This is a genomic window from Rhodococcus rhodochrous (genome assembly GCF_900187265.1).
Taxonomy (GTDB): domain Bacteria; phylum Actinomycetota; class Actinomycetes; order Mycobacteriales; family Mycobacteriaceae; genus Rhodococcus; species Rhodococcus rhodochrous.
This window is the reverse complement of the sequence record NZ_LT906450.1, coordinates 4304115-4322603: the sequence shown is the minus strand read 5'-3', so window position 1 is coordinate 4322603 and position 18489 is coordinate 4304115. Positions and strand designations below refer to the sequence as shown.

Below are 18489 nucleotides of genomic sequence, written 5' to 3'. Positions count from 1 at the left end.
GTGTCCTCCAATGAACCGACCACGGTGCTCACCGCGATCACACGGCGGCGCTTTCTGCTGACCGAGTGGCCGTGGCGGTCGCTGGGTCACGTGCTGACCACCGTCCCGGTGGTGTGCATGGTCGCGTTGCCGTTCGCGGCGTTCTGCGTCCCGTGGCTCGTCCTGATCGTGTGGGCGGGCGACGGCATGTATCCGCAGCCGCTCGGCCGGGTGCTGTTCCTCGGTGTTCTCGGCGCGGCGCTGGTGTTCGGGCTCGGCCCGCTGGTGGCGATACCGCTGGCGACCCTGGAACGGATGCGGCTGCGTCTGGTGAGCAGGGATCGGGCGCTCTCGGCGCACCGCGCTCCTCCCTCCGCGGGCCTGTGGCCCTGGGTGCGCACCCGCTACACCGAGTCCGCGACATGGAGGGGGCTCGGCTATGCGTTCCTGCTGCTCACGCTGGTGCCCGCGTTGTTGTTCCTGGCTGCGGTGATCACCGGGCTCATCGTGGTGATGGTGATCAGCCCCCTGGTGGTGGGTGACGGTGACGAAGCGGTGGCGCTCGGCTTCAGCCAGATCACGGCGGTCGACCAGGCCGTCCCCTACGCGATCGCAGGTGTGCTTCTGCTGCCCGCGATCCCGTATGTGAGTGCTCTGATCGCGGGACTGCACGGTGCGCTCGCCCGGTCGTTATTGTGCGGCGACGACCCGGACGCGCTTCGTGCACGACTTGTGGAGGTGTCCCGGTCCCGGGCCCGGTTGGTCGATGCCTTCGAGGCGGAACGTCGCAGGATCGAGCGCGACCTGCACGACGGCGCACAGTCGCTGCTCGTCAACCTCACCTTGCAGTTGGGCATGGCCAAACTCGACCTCCCACCAGATTCCGCAGCCGCGAAAAGCGTGTCGCAGGCGCATGACCAGGCCAAGGAATTGATGGCGGAACTGCGGCAACTCATTCGGGGAATCCACCCGAGGGTCCTCACCGACCGTGGCCTGCCCGACGCGTTGCGTGCGCTGGCCGAAGACTTCATGGCCCCGGTCGGCGTCACCGCGGACATCCCATCCCGCCCCGCCCGGGATGTCGAGGTCGCAGCGTACTTCGTCGTGGTCGAGGCGCTCAACAACGTCGCCAAGCATGCGGATGCGACGGCCGTCGCAGTGGCTGTCCGACGCGCCGGGAATCTGCTGGTCGTTGAGATCGTGGACGACGGCTGCGGTGGTGCGGATCCGGAACGAGGGAGCGGTCTGACGGGCCTGGCCGACCGGGTCGCGGCGGTCGACGGCAGAATGCTGCTGTCCAGCCCGCCTGGCGGGCCCACCGTTGTCCGTGTGGAGTTGCCGTGGATCGAGAACTGACTGCCGTGCGAGTGGTCCTCGCCGAGGATGGTGCACTGCTGCGCGAAAGCCTCGCCGCGATGCTCGAACGATTCGGGTTCGAGGTCGTGGCTGCGGTCCCCGATGCCGTGAACTTGGAATCGGCTGTCGCCGAGCACCGTCCGGACCTCGTCGTGACCGATGTGCGGATGCCGCCGGGTTTCACCGACGAGGGGTTGCGCGCAGCAGTGGCACTGCGACGAACCTATCCGGGGCTTGCCGTGGTGGCGTTGAGCCAGTATGTCGAATTGAGTTACGCCGACGAACTCATGGGTGCGGAAGGTGGGCGGGTCGGCTATCTGCTGAAGGATCGCATCGTCGATGTCGAGGAGTTCGTCTCCACTCTGCGTCAAGTGGTTGCCGGTGGCACTGTGATCGATCCGATGGTCATACAGCAGTTGTTCCGTCGCCGGCGGGATCCGTTGGCGCAGTTGTCGCCGCGCGAACGCGAGGTGCTCGCCTCGATCGCAGAGGGACATTCGAATGCGGCGATCGCCGCACAGTTGTTCATCACCGAATCGGCGGTCGGCAAGCATGTCGGCAACATCTTTAACAAACTGGTGCTGCCGCCGACCGACGACACGAATCGTCGGGTGCTGGCCGTCCTCGCGTATCTACGCCGGCACGAGCTCGGCTGAGACACATCCGACGCCCGAATCATCCGATGTGTTGATGCCCGGTCTACCGTCCGGGGCTCGCCTGCGTATGCGCAGACGAGCCGGCGATGACATCTGATGCCTGCAGCCAAGGGGCGCAGCTTGCGGCACAGATCCCCGTAGCACGCTTCGAGACCATCCCTGGCGCGGGCTACCTCGTCCCGGACGACACACCCACGGAGCTGACGGCGTCCATCATGCGATGTCCAGCGACGTTGTCTGGTGACTAGCGGCTGGCCGCCGATGGCGGAAAGGGCTCGGTGGTGATTGTAGAAGTGCAGCCAGCCGGGCAGGGCAGCGTTGCGGCGCGCGGTTGATTCGTAAAAGCGTGCGTAGACCCACCCGTCGGCCAGAGTGCGGACGTCCGCCGCGTCATGCTGCTCGATGGTCCGGCCATCGACGGCCTTCTCGATTTCCAGGGCCAGCGCCAGATCGACGGCGTTGCGGACCGCGGGCCGGGTCATTGTGATCACGCACAGCAGGCCGTCCCACTCGACGGTCAACGGGCTTGCGCCGGCGGGAGCGGCGTCGCGAAGCGCGCGGACCGTGGCCGCGGGTTCCGTCGTCCCGATGATCGGGATCTCGACCAACCTGATCGGGGCTCCGAGCAGGGTCCTCGTCGCCGCCTCGCCGCACCAGTTCGCAATCGGTGGTGCGCGTCAGCGCCCGCGGGCCGTCGGCGGTCAGCGCGCTGATGACCAGGGCATCCGGCGAGGCGTAGGCCTCGATTGTCGCCTACCCAATGAAGTCGGCCAGCGCAGCGCGCTGGCGGGGCCGGCGCACCCGCATCCCTACCTCGACCTGCGGGAAGCGGCAGATCGGCGGAGTCGTGGAGTAGACCGCCGAGCGCGTGCGTGGTCGATCGAGCCGACTTTTGGAGAACGCGTTGCCCCGTCACCCCTTGCAGTCGTCGTTGGACGAACTGGTCTCGTACCTCTCGGACGCACAGAACCCTCGAGAGTATCCATCAGAAGAATGCGCCCCTGACGGCCCCGCGCGTCAGCCAGGGGAGCAAACTGGTGCCGGAGCGCCGCCCGCCAACCAGCGCTCACTCAACCGCGCTGTCGTCGTCGCCGCGGTCGGAGCCACTGAAGCGTTCTTCGAGGACCTGGCGCTGGCCGCGGTCGCCGCTGACCCGAGCCTCGCACCACCAACAGACTGGTACACGATTGACGGTGCCCACGGAATGGTCCAGACCCCAGTCCCTACCACGTCGCAAGAATGCTGTGGGACTCTGTACCGGTACGACCCCCGCCCCGATTGAGACATCGTCGTCGCGACAAGCCCATCTGAAACCAACGGGATCGGCAGCGACGGGAGTGGCAGCAACTGGCGTTGGCGTGTCCCCTGTGAGTAGGTCCGGGTTGTTCTAGAGTCCTGATTGCCCTGGTAAGGGCGAAGAAGGGACGATAGGAATCATGGCGGGACGCAAACGTCACTCGGCCGAGGACATCGTGCGCAAGCTGCGCCGGGCCGACGAGTTGGCCGCGGAAGGCAAGAACGGCGAGGAGATCGCCGCCGCGCTCGAGGTGTCGGCGGCGACGCTGTACAACTGGCGTCGTCAATACGGCGGCATGGATGCCGATGCGGCGAAGGAGCTCAAGGAACTGCGGGAGCAGAACAGCCGGCTCAAGCGATTGCTCGCAGATGCCGAGTTGGAGAAGGACGCGTTGCGGGAGATCGCGAAGGGAAAATTCTAAGAGAATGTCTCATTTGGCGAGTTTCTTGAAGCAGGTCAACGCCGCGGCGAGTTGGAGGAAAGCAGCGAAGTGCTCGCCGTGGCGCTCGTAGCGCATCGTCAGCCGACGGTAGCCGGTGAGCCAGGCCAGGGTGCGTTCGATCTTCCATCGGTAGCGGCCGAGTCGTTCGCTGCTGTCAACGCCGCGGCGGGCGATCCGCGGAACGATGCCCCGGGCCCGCAGCCACCGGCGGTGTACGGGGTAGTCGTAACCCTTGTCCGCCCGCAACCGGCCGGGTCGGCGGCGCCGCGGACCGCGACGCGAACGCACCGCAGGAATCGCAGCGACCATGGGCTGCAGCATGACACTGTCGTGGGTGTTCGCCGAGGTCACCGCGGTGACCAGCGGGATACCATCGGCGTCGGACAGGATGTGGATCTTCGAGCCGTTCTTGCGTCGATCGACCGGGCTGGGACCGGTCAGAGAGCCCCCCCTTTTCGCCCGCACGTGCGCGGCGTCGAGGATCGCGGCGGACCAGTCCAGGTCCCCGCCGGCGCCGAGCCGATCGAGGACCCGGCGGTGCAGCTCGTCGAACACCCCAGCCTTGGCCCAGGTCGTGAACCGTCTATGCGCGGTCGGAACACTGACTCCGAATGACGGCGGCAGGTGCCGCCAGGCACAGCCGCTGGTGAGGACATAGACGATAGCGGTGAACACCGCCCGATCATCGATCGCCGCCCGGCCGCCGCCTTGCGGCCGCGCCCGGAATCCGGGCAGCAACGGTTCGACGATCTCCCACAACCCATCCGGTACCAGCCGGGAAGACAACGCATCGACCACGACGGTGCATTATGCCGCACAAACGATCTAGACCATAAGAGACATGCTCTAAGCCCGACCGCCAAACGCGCCGCGATCACCATGCTCACCGACACCCTACAGATGTCGGAGCGGTTCGCGTGCAAGGTCGTTGGGCTCTCCCGATCGGTTTACCGGCGGTTGCCGTTGGCGCAGACACCGGACGACCCGGACGCCGACCTGCGCGCAGAGCTACGCAGATATTCCCGCAAACATCCGCGGCACGGGTTCCGTCGAGCGTGGGCGTGGCTGCGCTACGACCAGGGTGTCGAGGTGAACAAGAAGAAGGTTCACCGCCTGTGGAAGGAGGAAGGACTGCAGGTCCGGCGCGCCCCACGCCGCAAACGTGCCGGCCAATCCTCGGTTCCGATCGTCGACGCGGATGCTCCGAACATTGTGTGGGCGTTGGACTTCCAATTCGATTCGACCGTCGACGGTAAGACGGTGAAGATCGCCTCGATGGTCGACGAGCATACGCGGATGTCGTTGTTGAACATCGTGGACCGTTCGATCACCGCCGACCGGTTGATCGAGGGCTTGGAGAAGGCGTTCGCGATGTGGGGTGGGCCGCCGCTGGCGTTACGGATGGACAATGGGCCGGAGTTCATCTCGGAAGCGCTGCGGGACTTCTGTGCTGGGTCGGTGGGGGTGTCCTACATTCCGCCGGGCACGCCGTGGAACAACGGGTTCATCGAATCGTTCAACAACCGGTTGCGCGATGAGTGTCTGAACCGCAACTACTGGCCGACTCTGCTCGAGGCCCGGGTGGTGATCGAGGACTTCAAGGACGACCACAATCACCGACACCGTCATTCGACATTGGGGTACAAGACCCCCGCCGAGTACGCTGCCGGATGCACCCACCGGCACCAGCCCGTGGCGTGCGAGATCGACTGATCGACTGCACGTAGGAACCGGCTCTAGAACCGCCTGGACCGACTATCGGGGACCTGCCACCACCGACACAGGTAGGTTCGAGGTTCTCGCTTCACGTAGTGAAATACGTTGGGTATCAGAGACTTTTATGCTGGTCTTGGTCGGTGGATCGAGGGGCATCCCGGTTTTGATGTCAACGTGGATCATCGATCCCGGATGGGGTGTACGTAGCGGCGGATCATCTGGCCGGTACGGATGCCGATGTGCGAGAGCCGATTCAAGCGGCACCGCATGCACGGTCGCGATCGGCATGTTCAGTCTGGACGCGATCGGCCGCTGGAGCGGTCATTCATCCCATCCGGCACCATCTCCAGGTATCACACGGCCCCGGGTTTGGTGGTGGGCCAGGAGACGTTGAAAATGCGGTTGCTTGCACGATGGGACGGTCGTCGTCGACGACGCGTTGGTCCAGCAGTAGCCGGGCCATTCAGGGTCAGAATGCGTCAGCGTGGGCCAAGAAGGTCTCCTGTCGCTCAGTGGTTGTCTCAACAACTTCCACTTCACGACAGGAGACCTTCGCTGTCGACGACCCGGCTACCGCGTGTCGTCGCAATCCCTCCACCAACCTGCTTGGGAACTACACCGGGGCATGAGATGGAAGATAAGTGACAGCGACGCGTTCGGCCAGACGCTGGTGTAGGTCTTCAACGGACGTCCGGCTTAAATGTCTGGACAAAATGAAGCCCGGATGGCCAGAAAAGGTTGGATACGGCAGCAGGTGGTCTCCCGACTCGACGAGCTTGAACGTGTGAGCGACCCGCTCGTCTCGTTCGATCTCATCGAGACCGACCACGTCAGCGACGATGCCGGCACTTCCGATCGGAATGATGTAGTTCGCTGACCAGGCCACCGTCGGCGGAAGCACGCCCGGTGCCACCCCGTCTCGGATTGTCGTGGGTAGACCGACGCACTGCCGGAGCACCTCTCCAGCGAAATCAATGCCCGTAGCGGCCTGGACCATGAAGTGGGAAACGCCGGATCCCCCAAAGCGCGCCCCGATATCGAGGATGAAGGGACGCCCTGCAGAAGAGAGTCGCACCTCGGTGTGAGTGGGACCCGATTTGATTCCGACTGCGTGATGCGCGTTGACGACTTCGTCCACAATCGCCTTAGCGACATCCGACGACACTGTGGCTGGTGCTATATAGTCACCCTCCTCGAAGTAAGGGCCCTGCGGTCGCCCCTTGTCCCCGAGCACCAACGGAAACACGTCACCATCGAGCACGATCGACTCGACAACAAACTCCGGGCCAGGAAGGAACTCTTCCAACAACAACAACAAGTCGCCTCGAACGGCTGTTGTCGCAGTCATCCGCGCAGCTGCGCTCTTAGTGAAAACTTCTGCGACGTCGTCGTAGGATTGCAGCAGGCACACGCCGAGACTTCCGTATCCATCCAGCGGCTTCACGACCGCGGGCAGACCGACAGTGCTCAAACTTTGAATGTCTGGTTCTGCTAACGGGTCTACCACTACGTTCCGGAGAACGTTGCCGCCACACGCCTGGAGTTGCTTGCGAACCTCCGACTTGTCACGGCTGATCTTGGCGGCGCGTGTGGAAACGCTGGTGAAGCCGAGACGCTCGCATAGACGGGCAGTGAATGGAACCGACGGATCATACGGCGAGAAGGCCCCGTCGAAGGGTCGGTCCGCGTGGATCGCCGCAAGTTCATCCACACTATCAATACCGGCGTCCAGCACTTCGACAACCGCAGGGAATTGCGATGCGTCCCCTCGTGCTCCCTCACGAGGAAGAACCACTAGGTCGATGCCAGCGGCGTCCGCGGCGTCGAAGATCCATGGCAGCTGGCTGTTCGGATGTACGAGCAGCAACCGCCGATTGCGTCCACGACGGTGTTCGGTGAAGGAATTCATCCCGGGATCAGCACGCTCTCTGCCAGCTTCACGCCCCACTCGCGGGGCAATATCTCTCCCCTGAGCACAGCTCGAACAGCGTAGCTCACAGCGCCCGCAGCAACGCTGACCGTACCGGCAAGCTGAGGGAAACCTGGTAACTCGCAGTTTGCTGCGGCGAAAACCTTGGCGATCATCTCACTCTCGATGACTCTGTTGCCAACAAGATCGACAAGACTCTGCGCGTAGCCGCGCTGGTCGATCGATGCCTGATCACCGAGGCGACCTTGAAGCGGGATCAGGGTGGGATCCAAGTCATAGCGCTCAACCCCAATTTGAACGACACCATCGCCGATGTCGCCCAGCCATAGCAGTGGGACACGGTGCTCTGTCTCTGATAGGAGCGCTCGGTATAGTCGCGACGGTGGGGGTGTACATGACAGCGATCCGAGGCACCGTAAGCCTAGGAACACCTGATGGAAAGTCGATAGTTCAGTCATGAGCATAGTGATAGACACCCAGCTGTCGGAAGCGGAACTTTCGCGTATCCTCGATTTCCTCCTTGAGGACGCCTATTGGAATAGGTGGCGCTCGCGAGATCAAATTCGATTCCAATTCGATAGGGCCTGGAAAGTCTACGTTGCGCGAGCGTCTGATTCGGGACAGCTGCTCGGCGCCGTCCGAGTGTCCTCGGACGGTGTTAGCTACGGATACATCGCAGACGGGTTCGTCTTTCCGGAGCATCGCGGTGCAGGCATCGGAAGCGCAATACTCGAATACCTATTGTTGGATGCCGACGCAGGGGATTTCCGATGGATGCTGCATACAGCGGACGCGCAGCCTCTCTATTCCCGATTTGGTTTTGTCGCTTACGGCCCGACATACATGGAGCGCCCGAGCAAACACGCTCAGCCGACCGAGCAGATCGTACTGGCATGACGTGAAGCCACCGCTCATATGGGGTCAAGCAACGATGTCGATTGCGTGGTGTGGCCAGTCATCGACGCCGAATTTCACGGTGTCCCGCACGAACGCACTATGAACGGTCCTGGGTGAGATGGGGGCGCCTGATCCAACAAAGAGAATGCTGGTATGCCCGCACCGAGGAAGTACGACGCGGAGACTCAGGAACGTGCGGTCCGGATGTATCGGGACCGGATCGCCGAACACGGAGGCTCGAAGACTGCAGCCCGTCGCCATGTCGGCGAGCTGCTCGACAGCGCCCCGTTGCTACCTCGGTCCTCAAGGTGGCCTGAACGAAGTCTCTACCGGACCCACGGCGGTTCAATCAGGACGTGATGTTGATCGGCCCTGGTGTCCACAGCCCCGACCGTGTCACGGTGCTCGTGTGGATCTGCGTCGGCGTTGCGGTGTGGTCGATCGGCACGAACTGCTCGATCGAGCCCCAATCGGGCTCTTCGCAGTTAGCAGTGGCATTGGCGCCGGCTGGGTGCGACCCGACGTGATCGACGAGTGCAGGCCCACCGTACCCGGCGGCGTTGGTTCTCCGGGGTACGGAATCCGAACGCGATGCGGCCGACGTGCTTGACGATGCGGTTGTAGCCTTCACTGCGCGCATTCGACAGGCCGGTGGTGATCGCCAGGATCATCGGTTCCTGCCACGCCGAGACGGTCGTCGCCAGCTTGCCGATCTCCGGGACACGGCATGCCGCGCAGAACGTGTAGAACCGATACAGTCTGTCCCGGATCTCATGGCGAAGGCCACCACGGTCGGTGCAGCGCAACACATCCCGCAGCAGTTCTTTGGCGATCCATGCGGCGGCGATGTCCCCGTGCGGGTCGGCGGAGGTCAGCTTCTCGAACAGTGTCGATCGTTGTTCGTTGGTCAGGCGTTCGGAGGCCCGCAGCCGGCGGCGATTGATCCATTCGACATCGCTCTTGCGGCCGCGCCGACCCCGCTCGGGCTGGGTGACCCGGCGTCGGACGGTATCGACCATCTCGTTGGCCTTCTTGACCACGTGGAACCGGTCCACCACCAGTTGTGCGTGCGGCAATGCCTCGCGCGCCGCCTTTGCGTACACCGTCGACATGTCGATCGCGACATGGGTGATCTGCGCCTTCCACGTCTCGTCGCGGGCGTCGAACCAGTCGATCACCACCGCCGAGGTGCGCCCGTTGACCTGCGCCAGCAACCCTTGATCGCCGGTCAGATCGACCAGTCCGGTGTCCCACCGATCCACCCACGACCGCACACTGAACCGTCTCGGGTTTGATGCCGCCTCCTTTCTTGAGGAGGATGCACATCATGTCCAAGCGTTACCCCGCCGAGCAGCGTGAACGAGCGGTGAAGATGGTCCTCGACCACCTCGACGAATATTCTTCGCCGTTCGCGGCGTGCAAAGCCATCGCCCCGAAGCTCGGCGTCGGTGTCGAGTCGCTGCGCACCTGGACCCGCCAGGCTCTGATCGATGCCGACAAGACACCCGACGTGACCACCGCTGAACAGCAACGAATCAAAGAGCTCGAACGCGAAGTCCGAGACCTCCGTGAGGCCAACGAAATCTTGAAATCGGCCTCGATTTTCTTCGCGAGGGAGCTCGACCCTCGCCGCCGCTGATCTGCCAGTTCATCGACCAGATGCGTGCACAAGGACACCGGGTCGAGTCGATCTGCGCCGTGCTCACCGAGCGTGGCGTCAAGGTCGCCCCACGCACGTATCGGAACTGGAAAACTGCTTCTCCATCCCGCCGGACCGTCGCCGATGCACATCTGACGAACGCTCTGCGTGAGACCGTCGGCACCGCCGAAGGTCTCTATGGTCGCCGGAAGATGACCGTGCACCTGCGCAGACACGGCCACGACGTCGCGGCATGCACCGTCGACCGGTTGATGCGCGATGAAGGGCTGTCCGGAGCGGTCCGGGGCCGTCGGCACCGCACCACCATGCCCGGCGGCTCGGACAGCCGCCGCGCCCCTGACCTGGTCGATCGTGATTTCACCGCCGAGGTTCCGAATCGGAAGTGGGTCACCGACTTCACCTATTGCCGCACCTGGGCGGGGTTCGTCTATGTCGCGTTCGTGATCGACTGCTTCTCGCGGGCGATCGTCGGCTGGCATGCCGCCACCGTCAAGGACACCGCGATGGTCACCACCGCCTTGAAGATGGCATTGTGGCGACGTGACCACACGGGCCACCCGGTCGGCTCAGGGTTGATCCACCATAGCGATGCCGGCAGTCAGGGTGGATTCAATCGGTCGTCGCAACACCTCGATGACGGAGGTGTGCGATGGGACGCAGCAACAAGCAGACACGCCAGGCGCCGGTGGGTGCCCGACGGCAGTGGGCGGCGGATCGGGCGTTGCGCCCGTCGATGCGGTCACCGGGGAGACCGGAACCCTCGCGTGCGGTGCAGCGCGATTTCTGGCGGCGGATCGCCTCAGGAGCGACGACTGCCGACGCCGCGGAGGCCGTCGGCGTGTCGTGGCCGGTCGGGTCCCGGTGGTTCCGTCACGCTGGCGGCATGCCGCCGATCAGCCTGGACGAGCCCACGGGCCGCTACCTGTCGTTCACCGAGCGTGAGGAGATCGCACTGTTGCGCGCCCAGGATGTCGGCGTGCGGGAGATCGCCCGTCGGATCGGACGCGACCCGGGGACGATCTCACGCGAGCTGCGCCGCAACGCGGCGACCCGCAGCGGCACGCAGGTCTACCGAGCCGGAGTGGCGCAGTGGAAAGCGCAACAAGCCGCGAAACGCCCGAAAACGGCGAAGCTGTTAGACAACGACAGGTTGCGTGAGTATGTGCAGGAGCGGCTCTCCGCGGCCGTCCGCCGGCCCGACGGCACCGCCGTCGCAGGCCCCGACACGCCCGCGTGGAAAGGACTGAACAAGCCGCATCGGCAGGACCGACGGTGGGCGACGGCATGGAGCCCGGAACAGATCTCGCACCGGCTGAAAGTTGATTTCCCGGAGGATGAGTCCATGCGCATCAGTCACGAGGCGATCTACCAATCGTTGTACATCGAAGGTCGAGGCGCCCTGACACGGGAGTTGGTCACATGCCTGCGCACCGGCCGGGCACTGCGGGTGCCCCGTAGCCGATCGCAGAACAAGCCGCAGGGACATGTCACCGCGGACGTGGTGATCAGCGAACGCCCCGCCGAAGCCGAAGACCGTGCTGTCCCAGGGCATTGGGAAGGCGACTTGATCATCGGGACCGGCCGGTCCGCGATCGGCACGCTCGTCGAGCGCAGCAGCCGCTCCACGATCCTGGTGCACCTGCCTCGATTGGAGGGGTGGGGCGAGAGGCCGCCTGTGAAGAACGGTCCGTCCCTCGGTGGCTACGGCGCCGCCGCGATGAACGCCGCGCTGACGACATCGATGACCACGCTTCCCGAGCAGCTCCGCAAGACCTTGACCTGGGACCGCGGAAAGGAGCTGTCCGGTCATGCCCGGTTCGCTCTCAAGACCGGCACGAGAGTGTTCTTCGCCGACCCGCACTCGCCCTGGCAACGACCGACGAACGAGAACACGAACGGCCTGCTGCGCCAGTATTTCCCGAAGGGTACCGATCTGTCCCGGTGGTCCGCCGAGGACCTCGACGCCGTCGCTCTGGCGATCAACAACAGGCCACGCAAGGTCCTCGGCTGGCGAACCCCGGCCGAGGTCTTCGCCGAGCAGCTACGCTCCCTGCAGTAGCCCGGTGTTGCATCGACCGGTTGAACTCGCCCAGTACACTTCCATCTCTTTCGCGGAAACCCTTGTGCTGGAGGGTATTGCCGCGTCGATTGGCAGCGTCGGAGACGCATACGACAACGCTCTGGCCGAGAGCACGATCGGGTTGTTCAAGACCGAAGTGATCACCAAGGGAAACCCGTTCCATCCGGGTCCCTACAAGTCCGTCGAGGACGTCGAGTACGCCACGATGGAGTGGGTCGACTGGTTCAATCGCAGTCGCCTGCACAGCCGTCTCGGATACGTCCCGCCGGATGAATTCGAGGCGGCGTACTACGCTCACCTGTCGACTCCACAACCGGAGCCGTCACCGATATAGGAGCGGCAAGAAACCCGAGACGGTTCACTTCAGTGCCGTTCACGTCGTTCTCGATACCCAGGACTTGGTGAGATACGCCGATCACTTCGCAGAGGTGTCTCCGCGAGTTCTCTGATCCGAACCGCCGCCACAGCGATCGGAACCTCCCCAGCCCGTACGAGACGTCGACGAAACGAGAACACATGTCGCTCTCACCGGAAGCGCAGCGCGTGGTCGATGCATCTGCAGCACGCATGGCGAAGCCCATGCACGAGACGCCTGTGGAGGATCTGCGTGCCGCTCTCGCTGCGCACGCGATTCCGGCAACGACACCCATTCATCATCGACAGGACAGCGTCGTTCCCTCTGCCGGTGGTGGCGTTCCCGTGCGCGTCTACCGGCCGTCCGACGACCCGGGGTTGCCGGTGGTGCAGTGGATGCACAGTGGAGGATTCGCCGTCGGAAATCTCGACCAGAACGAGGAGTACCTGCGGAAGTTGAGCATCGCATCCCGGTCCGTCATCGTCTCCGTGGACTACCGGCTGGCGCCGGAACACCCCTGTCCGGCGGCGCTCGACGATTGTCGGAGTGTTTGGGAATGGATCACCTCTGCGCCCGATGAACTTCGGCCCGTCGACGTGACGCGAGCAGTGATCGCAGGCGAGAGTGCCGGTGGCACTCTGACCTTCGCGTTGGCCCAGCAACTCCACGAGACCGGTCTTCCATGTCCTCTCGCGCAGATCTCCCTGTACGGGACTGCGGTGATGGAAGTGACCAATCCCGAGTACGCCACGGCACTGCTGTCCCCGGAGGATTGTCACTGGTTCTGGGACATGTACGTGCCGGATCCCGCCGACCGGCGTTCTGTGCAGGCATCTCCGGGCCTCGCCGGCGACCTGGTCGGCCTGCCGCCCGCCTTCGTCGCCACCGCCGAAGTGGACCCCACGCGCGACGGCACCGAGGAGTACGCGCGGCGTATGCAGGAATCCGGTGTGCCGGTCGAACTACGGCGGTACGACGGGATGATGCACGGTTTCGCGACCATGACAGCCGTGCTACCTGCTGCGGAGGAGTTGTTCCACGAGATCGTCGCCTACCTCTCCGGCGTCTTCGCCTCGCCGGAATGATCGGACCGTCGGAGACCGATCGTCCGTCCTCGCGTTCTCCCGGTGATCGGGATCACGCATGTTACGACTCCCGGAGCTGCCATACCGTCCGGAAGACAACGATGTGAAGGAGACAGTCGATGGCCAAGACCCCTGTACCGGCCGTGACCACAGCCCGCGACACGACCGTGGACCTGCTCGTGATCGGGTCCGGTACCGGCATGGCCGCCGCGCTCACCGCGCACGAGGCGGGCCTGTCCGCCCTCATCGTGGAGAAATCGGCCTACGTCGGCGGATCGACCGCCCGTTCCGGCGGTGCGTTCTGGGTGCCGGCCAATCCGGTACTCGACGCGGCGGGAAGCGGCGACACCATCGAGCGCGGCCACACCTACGTGCGGACGGTCGTCGACGGCACGGCGCCGGTCGAGCGGGGCGAGGCCTTCGTCGACAACGGTGTCGCCACCGTCGAGATGCTCCAGCGCACCACCCCCATGAAGCTGTTCTGGGCAGAGGGCTACTCCGACTATCACCCCGAACTGGCGGGTGGTTCGGCGGTCGGCCGCAGCTGCGAGTGCCTGCCCCTGGACCTGTCGGTCCTCGGTGAGGAGCGCGGTCGACTGCGTCCCGGCCTCATGGAGGCGAGCCTGCCGATGCCCACCACCGGTGCCGACTACAAGTGGATGAACCTCATGCTGCGCGTGCCGCACAAGGGTTTTCCGCGCATCTTCAAGCGGCTCGCCCAGGGTGTCGCCGGTCTCGCCGTCAAGCGTGAATACGTCGCCGGTGGACAGGCGATCGCCGCCGGACTGTTCGCGGGTGTGCTGAAGGCCGGTGTGCCGGTGTGGACCGAGACGTCGCTGGTGCGTCTGCTCACCGACGGCGACCGTGTCACCGGTGCCGTCGTAGCGCAGAACGGACGTGAGGTGACGGTGACCGCGCGTCGCGGGGTGGTGCTCGCCGCCGGCGGGTTCGACCACGACATGGAGATGCGCCGCAAGTTCCAGTCCGAGCGTCTGCTCGACCACGAGAGCCTCGGGGCGGAGACCAACACCGGCGATGCGATCAAGGCGGCCCAGGAGGTCGGTGCCGATCTCGCCCTCATGGACCAGGCCTGGTGGTTCCCCGCCGTCGCGCCGACCCGCCCGGGCAAGCCGCCGATGGTCATGCTCGCCGAGCGTTCGCTGCCCGGCTCGTTCATCGTCGACCAGACGGGACGCCGGTTCACCAACGAGTCGTCCGACTACATGTCGTTCGGACAGTTGGTGCTCGAACGCGAGCGTGCCGGCGATCCGATCGAGTCGATGTGGATCGTCTTCGACCAGAAGTACCGCAACAGCTACGTCTTCGCGGCCGGGGTGTTCCCGCGCCAGCCGCTCCCGGAGGCCTGGTACAAGGCGGGCATCGCCCACCGCGGCACCACCGCTGCGGAACTCGCGGCGTCGATGGGCGTGCCGGTGGACACCTTCGCCGCGACGTTCGGCAAGTTCAACGAGGACGCGGCGGCGGGAACGGATTCCGAGTTCGGACGTGGCGGCAGTGCCTACGACCGCTACTACGGTGACCCGACCGTCCAGCCGAACCCGAACCTGCGACCCCTCACGCACGGCCCGCTCTACGCGGTGAAGATGACGCTGAGCGATCTCGGCACGTGCGGTGGCGTGCGCGCCGACGAACGGGCGCGGGTCCTCCGCGAGGACGGCAGCCCCATCGCCGGTCTCTACGCCATCGGCAACACCGCGGCCAACGCGTTCGGCCACCGCTATCCCGGTGCCGGCGCCACCATCGGGCAGGGCCTGGTCTTCGGGTACATCGCGGCACGCGACGCAGCATCGTCGGACGCACCGGTCGCCTGAGCGGACGATCCGAGAGGTAGGGAGGGCATGTGACGATCACGAACGGGGACGTCCGTTCCCTCCCTACCGTGCTGTCCCTCTGGGGAGCCGGGCCCCGTCCCGAAGACGGCCCGGTGGACGAAGTGGACGTCGTGTTCTTCGCGCCACCCACCACCGACGCGCTGACCTGCCGGGCCCGCGACAACCGTGACGAGGCGTCCGGCCGGCTCGACCGGACACTCGGATACGTCGATGAGATCGGGCGGGTCGTCGCCGAGGTCTTCGTGTCCGGATCGGCGCGTCCGGGCGGTGAGCACGGTGTGCCCACCCCGTACGCCGACGAACTGCTGCATTCGGTTGTCGAACGGTTCGACCTCGCCGATGTGCGGCGGCTCCGGATGCGCTTCTACGAGCACTCCGCGGGTCCCGGATCACCGACCTGGTCGGTGACCGTGTTGCAGCGTTACCGCACCGATCACGAGAACGTCGAGGACGTCGCGCTCGTCGGCACGGACTCGTCCGGGTCGGTCGTCGCCCGTGCCTGGGTGACCGCGGCCGCTTCGTAGAGCGCCGGCCGGTGCGCCGGGGCACTCAGTACGGGTCGTAGCGGATGTTCTCGACCGGGGTACCGGTCTCGATCAGCCGCTGAGCGGTGGTGCGCACCATGGCCGCCGGGCCGCACACGAGCACCTGGTGGTCGCCGAACGCACCGTAGGACGTGACGACCTCGTCGACGCTGCCCTCGAGCAGTTCGTCGGGGTCGGGTCCGAACTCGTCGATGCGCGGGGCGATGCGATCGAACCAGGGGTCGGGGATGTCGGGGATCTCGAGGGTCTCCACGACCGGCACCACCGTCAGCCACGGCAGCGCCTCCGACAGGAGCATGAGCATGTCGGCGGCGTACAGGTCGCGCGGGTTGCGGGCGCCCGTGAACAGGAAGGTGCGGGGCGGATCCGGGCGACGCGCCGTGTCGAGGATCAACGACCGCAGCGGCGCGAGGCCCGTGCCGCCGGCCACCATGATGACGATGCGGCCGGTGTCGTCGATGTGGAGGTCGCCGCCGCGGGCGGCGCCGATCTGCCACACGTCGCCCGGTTGGGTGTCGGCGACGATCGCGCCGCTCACCCAGCCACCCGGGACCGTGCGCACGTGGAACTCGAGCTTGCCGTCCAGCGACGGTGGCAGCGCGGGGGAGAGGCGACGCGGCAGCGTGGGACGTTGCGGCACGGCCACGTCGACGTACTGCCCGGGGCGGAAATCGACGATCGCGTCGTCGCATTCGAGACGCACGACGACGAGGTCGTGCCGGAGCCGATGATGTTCGACGACGGTTGCGGTGACTGCCGTTTCGGTCTCGCTCGGTGACGGCGTGGCCGACTGCATGCGTGATCCCCCGGTGGTGTGCTGTGACGTGCCCAAGACTCTAGGCGAGAAATCGGCGAAAAGGCAGAGTGGAACGTGTTTCAGTTTTCGGCATCGAGAGGTTATCGTGACGAACGGCAGGTGATGGTCACCACAGCGGAGAACGCCGACCGGTGACGTCACACAACGGACCGTCACAGCACACCGGAAGGACGACCATGCCCGAGGAGTACGCCGACCTCTACCGCCCCGCATTCACGCCCGATCTCCTCATCACCGCGCTCGACCGCAGCGCCGACCGGCCCGCCCTGCACCTCGGTGACGTCGTCCTCACCGGAGCCGAGATGCGCGCTGCCATCAGCCGGTTCCAGCAGGCGCTCGCGTCCGTCGGGGTCGGGCAGGGATCGGCGGTGGCGATGCTGTCCAAGAACCGGCCCGAGGTGCTCATCTCGATGGGCGCCACGATGGTCGCCGGCTGCCGCAACACGGCCCTGAACCCCATGGGCTCGCTCTCCGACCACCAGTACATCTCGACCGACGCCGAGATCGAGACCCTGATCTTCGATCCCCGCCACTTCGAGGAACGCGCCGCGGAGCTGCGCGAGCAGGTGCCGACCCTGAAGAACCTGTTCTCCCTCGGCCCGTCCTCGGTGGGCACCGACATCCTCGCCCTGTCCGAGGAGTTCACCGAGCAGCGCCTCGTGTCCGCGCCTGTCGACATCGAGGACACCTCGTCCATCGTCTACACCGGCGGCACCACCGGGAAGCCGAAGGGCGTGATGGGCTCGTTCCGTTCGGGCGCGGCCCTGAATCAGATCCAGATGGCCGAGTGGCAGTGGCCCGAGCAGCCGCGCTTCCTCGTGTGCACCCCGCTCTCGCACGCGGGTGCGGCGTTCTTCGTCCCCACGCTCCTGCGCGGCGGATGCCTCTACGTGCTGCCGCACTTCGATCCTGCGCTCGTGCTCGAAGCGATCGAGAAGCATCGCATCAACGCGACCATGCTCGTGCCGACGATGATCTACATGCTGCTCGACCATCCCGATTTCGACAGCCGCGACCTGTCGAGCCTCGAGACCCTGTTCTACGGTGCGTCGGCGATGTCGCCGTCCCGCCTGCGCGAAGGGATCGAGCGGCTCGGCCCGGTCTTCTTCCAGTTCTACGGCCAGTCCGAATGCGGCATGACCATCTCGGTGCTGCGCAAGGAGGAACACCTCCCCGACGATCCGAGCCGCCTCGCGTCGTGTGGTCGCCCCGTGCCGTGGCTCGACGTCCGTCTGCTCGACGACGACCTGAACGAGGTGCCGCAGGGCGAACTCGGCGAGATCTGTGTGCGCGGCCCGCTGGTGATGAAGGGCTATCTGAACAAGCCGGAGGAGACCGCCGAGGCGCTGCGCGGCGGATGGCTGCACACGGGTGACGTCGCGCGCGCCGACAAGAACGGCTTCATGACGATCGTCGACCGCAAGAAGGACATGATCGTCACCGGAGGCTTCAACGTCTTCCCCCGCGAGATCGAGGACGTCATCTCGTCGCACCCGGCGGTCGCGTCGGTGGCCGTCGTCGGTGTGCCGGATACCAAGTGGGGCGAGGCCGTCAAGGCGTGTGTCGTGCTGCGCGACGGTCAGTCGGTGCCGGCCGAGGAACTGATCGAGAAGGTGCGTGCCGCAAAGGGTTCGGTGCACGCGCCCAAGTCGGTCGACTTCCTCGACGCGCTGCCGCTGACGCCGCTGGGCAAGCTCGACAAGAAGACGCTGCGGGCGTCCTATCGCTGACCCCGTTCGCGTGGCAGTCGGTCCCGGCAACCGGTCGTGGTTGCCGGGGCCGGCTGTTTGTCACCAGGACTCGTGGATTCGGAATGCCGCT

General features: G+C 65.4%; 15 protein-coding genes and 6 pseudogenes. 13 read left to right on the top strand and 8 right to left on the bottom strand.

Features of this window, described 5'->3' with window-relative positions:
- Positions 1 to 1335, top strand: coding sequence for a sensor histidine kinase (locus CKW34_RS19835; protein ID WP_059384584.1), 1335 nt, complete (start codon positions 1 to 3; stop codon positions 1333 to 1335).
- A 59-nt stretch (positions 1336 to 1394) separates the two neighbouring features.
- Positions 1395 to 1991, top strand: a complete 597-nt coding sequence (locus CKW34_RS19830; protein WP_462687177.1) for a LuxR C-terminal-related transcriptional regulator — start codon at positions 1395 to 1397, stop codon at positions 1989 to 1991.
- Positions 1992 to 2206: 215 nt separating this feature from the next.
- Here CKW34_RS19830 and CKW34_RS24945 read toward each other — a convergent pair.
- Positions 2207 to 2368, bottom strand: a pseudogene (locus CKW34_RS24945) (IS481 family transposase); the annotation flags it as partial.
- Positions 2369 to 3427: 1059 nt separating this feature from the next.
- Here CKW34_RS24945 and CKW34_RS19820 point away from each other — a divergent pair.
- Positions 3428 to 3703 (top strand): annotated as a pseudogene (locus CKW34_RS19820) (transposase); the annotation flags it as partial.
- A gap of 15 nt (positions 3704 to 3718) precedes the next feature.
- On the opposite strand, the gene CKW34_RS19815 reads toward CKW34_RS19820, so the two are convergent.
- Positions 3719 to 4516, bottom strand: a complete 798-nt coding sequence (locus CKW34_RS19815; RefSeq protein WP_095092105.1) for an IS5 family transposase — start codon at positions 4514 to 4516, stop codon at positions 3719 to 3721.
- A 93-nt stretch (positions 4517 to 4609) separates the two neighbouring features.
- On the opposite strand from CKW34_RS19815, the gene CKW34_RS19810 reads away from it, so the two are divergent.
- Positions 4610 to 5443, top strand: coding sequence for an IS3 family transposase (locus tag CKW34_RS19810; protein WP_064059966.1), 834 nt, complete (start codon positions 4610 to 4612; stop codon positions 5441 to 5443).
- Positions 5444 to 5611: 168 nt separating this feature from the next.
- Here the strand turns inward: CKW34_RS19810 and CKW34_RS24940 are convergent.
- From CKW34_RS24940 to CKW34_RS19800, 3 genes and pseudogenes are all read right to left on the bottom strand, one after another.
- Positions 5612 to 5715: pseudogene (locus CKW34_RS24940) on the bottom strand (IS481 family transposase); the annotation flags it as partial.
- Positions 5716 to 6059: 344 nt separating this feature from the next.
- Positions 6060 to 7355: an ATP-grasp domain-containing protein gene (locus CKW34_RS19805; RefSeq protein ID WP_080968468.1), complete on the bottom strand. Its 1296-nt coding sequence runs from the start codon at positions 7353 to 7355 to the stop codon at positions 6060 to 6062.
- Entirely contained in the window at positions 7352 to 7648 is a 297-nt protein-coding gene (locus tag CKW34_RS19800; RefSeq protein ID WP_059384826.1) for a hypothetical protein, read from the bottom strand. Before CKW34_RS19800 ends, CKW34_RS19805 begins: the two co-directional genes overlap by 4 nt.
- A gap of 184 nt (positions 7649 to 7832) precedes the next feature.
- Between CKW34_RS19800 and CKW34_RS19795 the strand changes: the two genes are divergently transcribed.
- A complete protein-coding gene (locus CKW34_RS19795) occupies positions 7833 to 8273 on the top strand; it encodes a GNAT family N-acetyltransferase (protein ID WP_059384825.1) in 441 nt (146 codons plus the stop codon).
- 349 nt (positions 8274 to 8622) lie between these two features.
- On the opposite strand, the gene CKW34_RS24355 is transcribed toward CKW34_RS19795, so the two are convergent.
- Entirely contained in the window at positions 8623 to 8721 is a 99-nt protein-coding gene (locus CKW34_RS24355) for a hypothetical protein (protein WP_231921751.1), read from the bottom strand.
- 37 nt (positions 8722 to 8758) lie between these two features.
- A pseudogene (locus tag CKW34_RS19785) lies at positions 8759 to 9544 on the bottom strand (ISL3 family transposase); the annotation flags it as partial.
- A 56-nt stretch (positions 9545 to 9600) separates the two neighbouring features.
- Here CKW34_RS19785 and CKW34_RS19780 point away from each other — a divergent pair.
- The 7 genes and pseudogenes from CKW34_RS19780 (at position 9601) to CKW34_RS19750 (ending at position 15830) form a co-directional block, all read left to right on the top strand.
- Positions 9601 to 9912, top strand: coding sequence for a transposase (locus CKW34_RS19780; RefSeq protein ID WP_157742114.1), 312 nt, complete (start codon positions 9601 to 9603; stop codon positions 9910 to 9912).
- Positions 9913 to 9932: 20 nt separating this feature from the next.
- A pseudogene (locus CKW34_RS24935) lies at positions 9933 to 10541 on the top strand (IS3 family transposase); the annotation flags it as partial.
- 125 nt (positions 10542 to 10666) lie between these two features.
- Positions 10667 to 11992: an IS30 family transposase gene (locus CKW34_RS19770; RefSeq protein WP_428839094.1), complete on the top strand. Its 1326-nt coding sequence runs from the start codon at positions 10667 to 10669 to the stop codon at positions 11990 to 11992.
- Positions 11993 to 12020: 28 nt separating this feature from the next.
- Positions 12021 to 12347: pseudogene (locus tag CKW34_RS19765) on the top strand (integrase core domain-containing protein); the annotation flags it as partial.
- 182 nt (positions 12348 to 12529) lie between these two features.
- Positions 12530 to 13453, top strand: coding sequence for an alpha/beta hydrolase (locus CKW34_RS19760; RefSeq protein WP_059384656.1), 924 nt, complete (start codon positions 12530 to 12532; stop codon positions 13451 to 13453).
- Positions 13454 to 13572: 119 nt separating this feature from the next.
- Complete coding sequence (locus CKW34_RS19755; RefSeq protein WP_059384655.1) at positions 13573 to 15285, top strand: 3-ketosteroid-delta-1-dehydrogenase; 1713 nt, start codon at positions 13573 to 13575, stop codon at positions 15283 to 15285.
- A gap of 29 nt (positions 15286 to 15314) precedes the next feature.
- Positions 15315 to 15830 carry a hypothetical protein gene (locus CKW34_RS19750; RefSeq protein WP_059384654.1) on the top strand — a complete coding sequence of 172 codons (516 nt, stop codon included), beginning with the start codon at positions 15315 to 15317 and terminating at the stop codon, positions 15828 to 15830.
- 25 nt (positions 15831 to 15855) lie between these two features.
- Here the strand turns inward: CKW34_RS19750 and CKW34_RS19745 are convergent, their stop codons facing one another.
- Positions 15856 to 16647 (bottom strand): FAD-binding oxidoreductase, encoded by a 792-nt coding sequence (locus CKW34_RS19745; protein WP_059384653.1) that lies wholly within the window; start codon positions 16645 to 16647, stop codon positions 15856 to 15858.
- A gap of 197 nt (positions 16648 to 16844) precedes the next feature.
- Between CKW34_RS19745 and CKW34_RS19740 the strand changes: the two genes are divergently transcribed.
- Positions 16845 to 18398, top strand: a complete 1554-nt coding sequence (locus CKW34_RS19740) for an AMP-binding protein (protein ID WP_059384652.1) — start codon at positions 16845 to 16847, stop codon at positions 18396 to 18398.
- Positions 18399 to 18489: the final 91 nt, after the last annotated feature.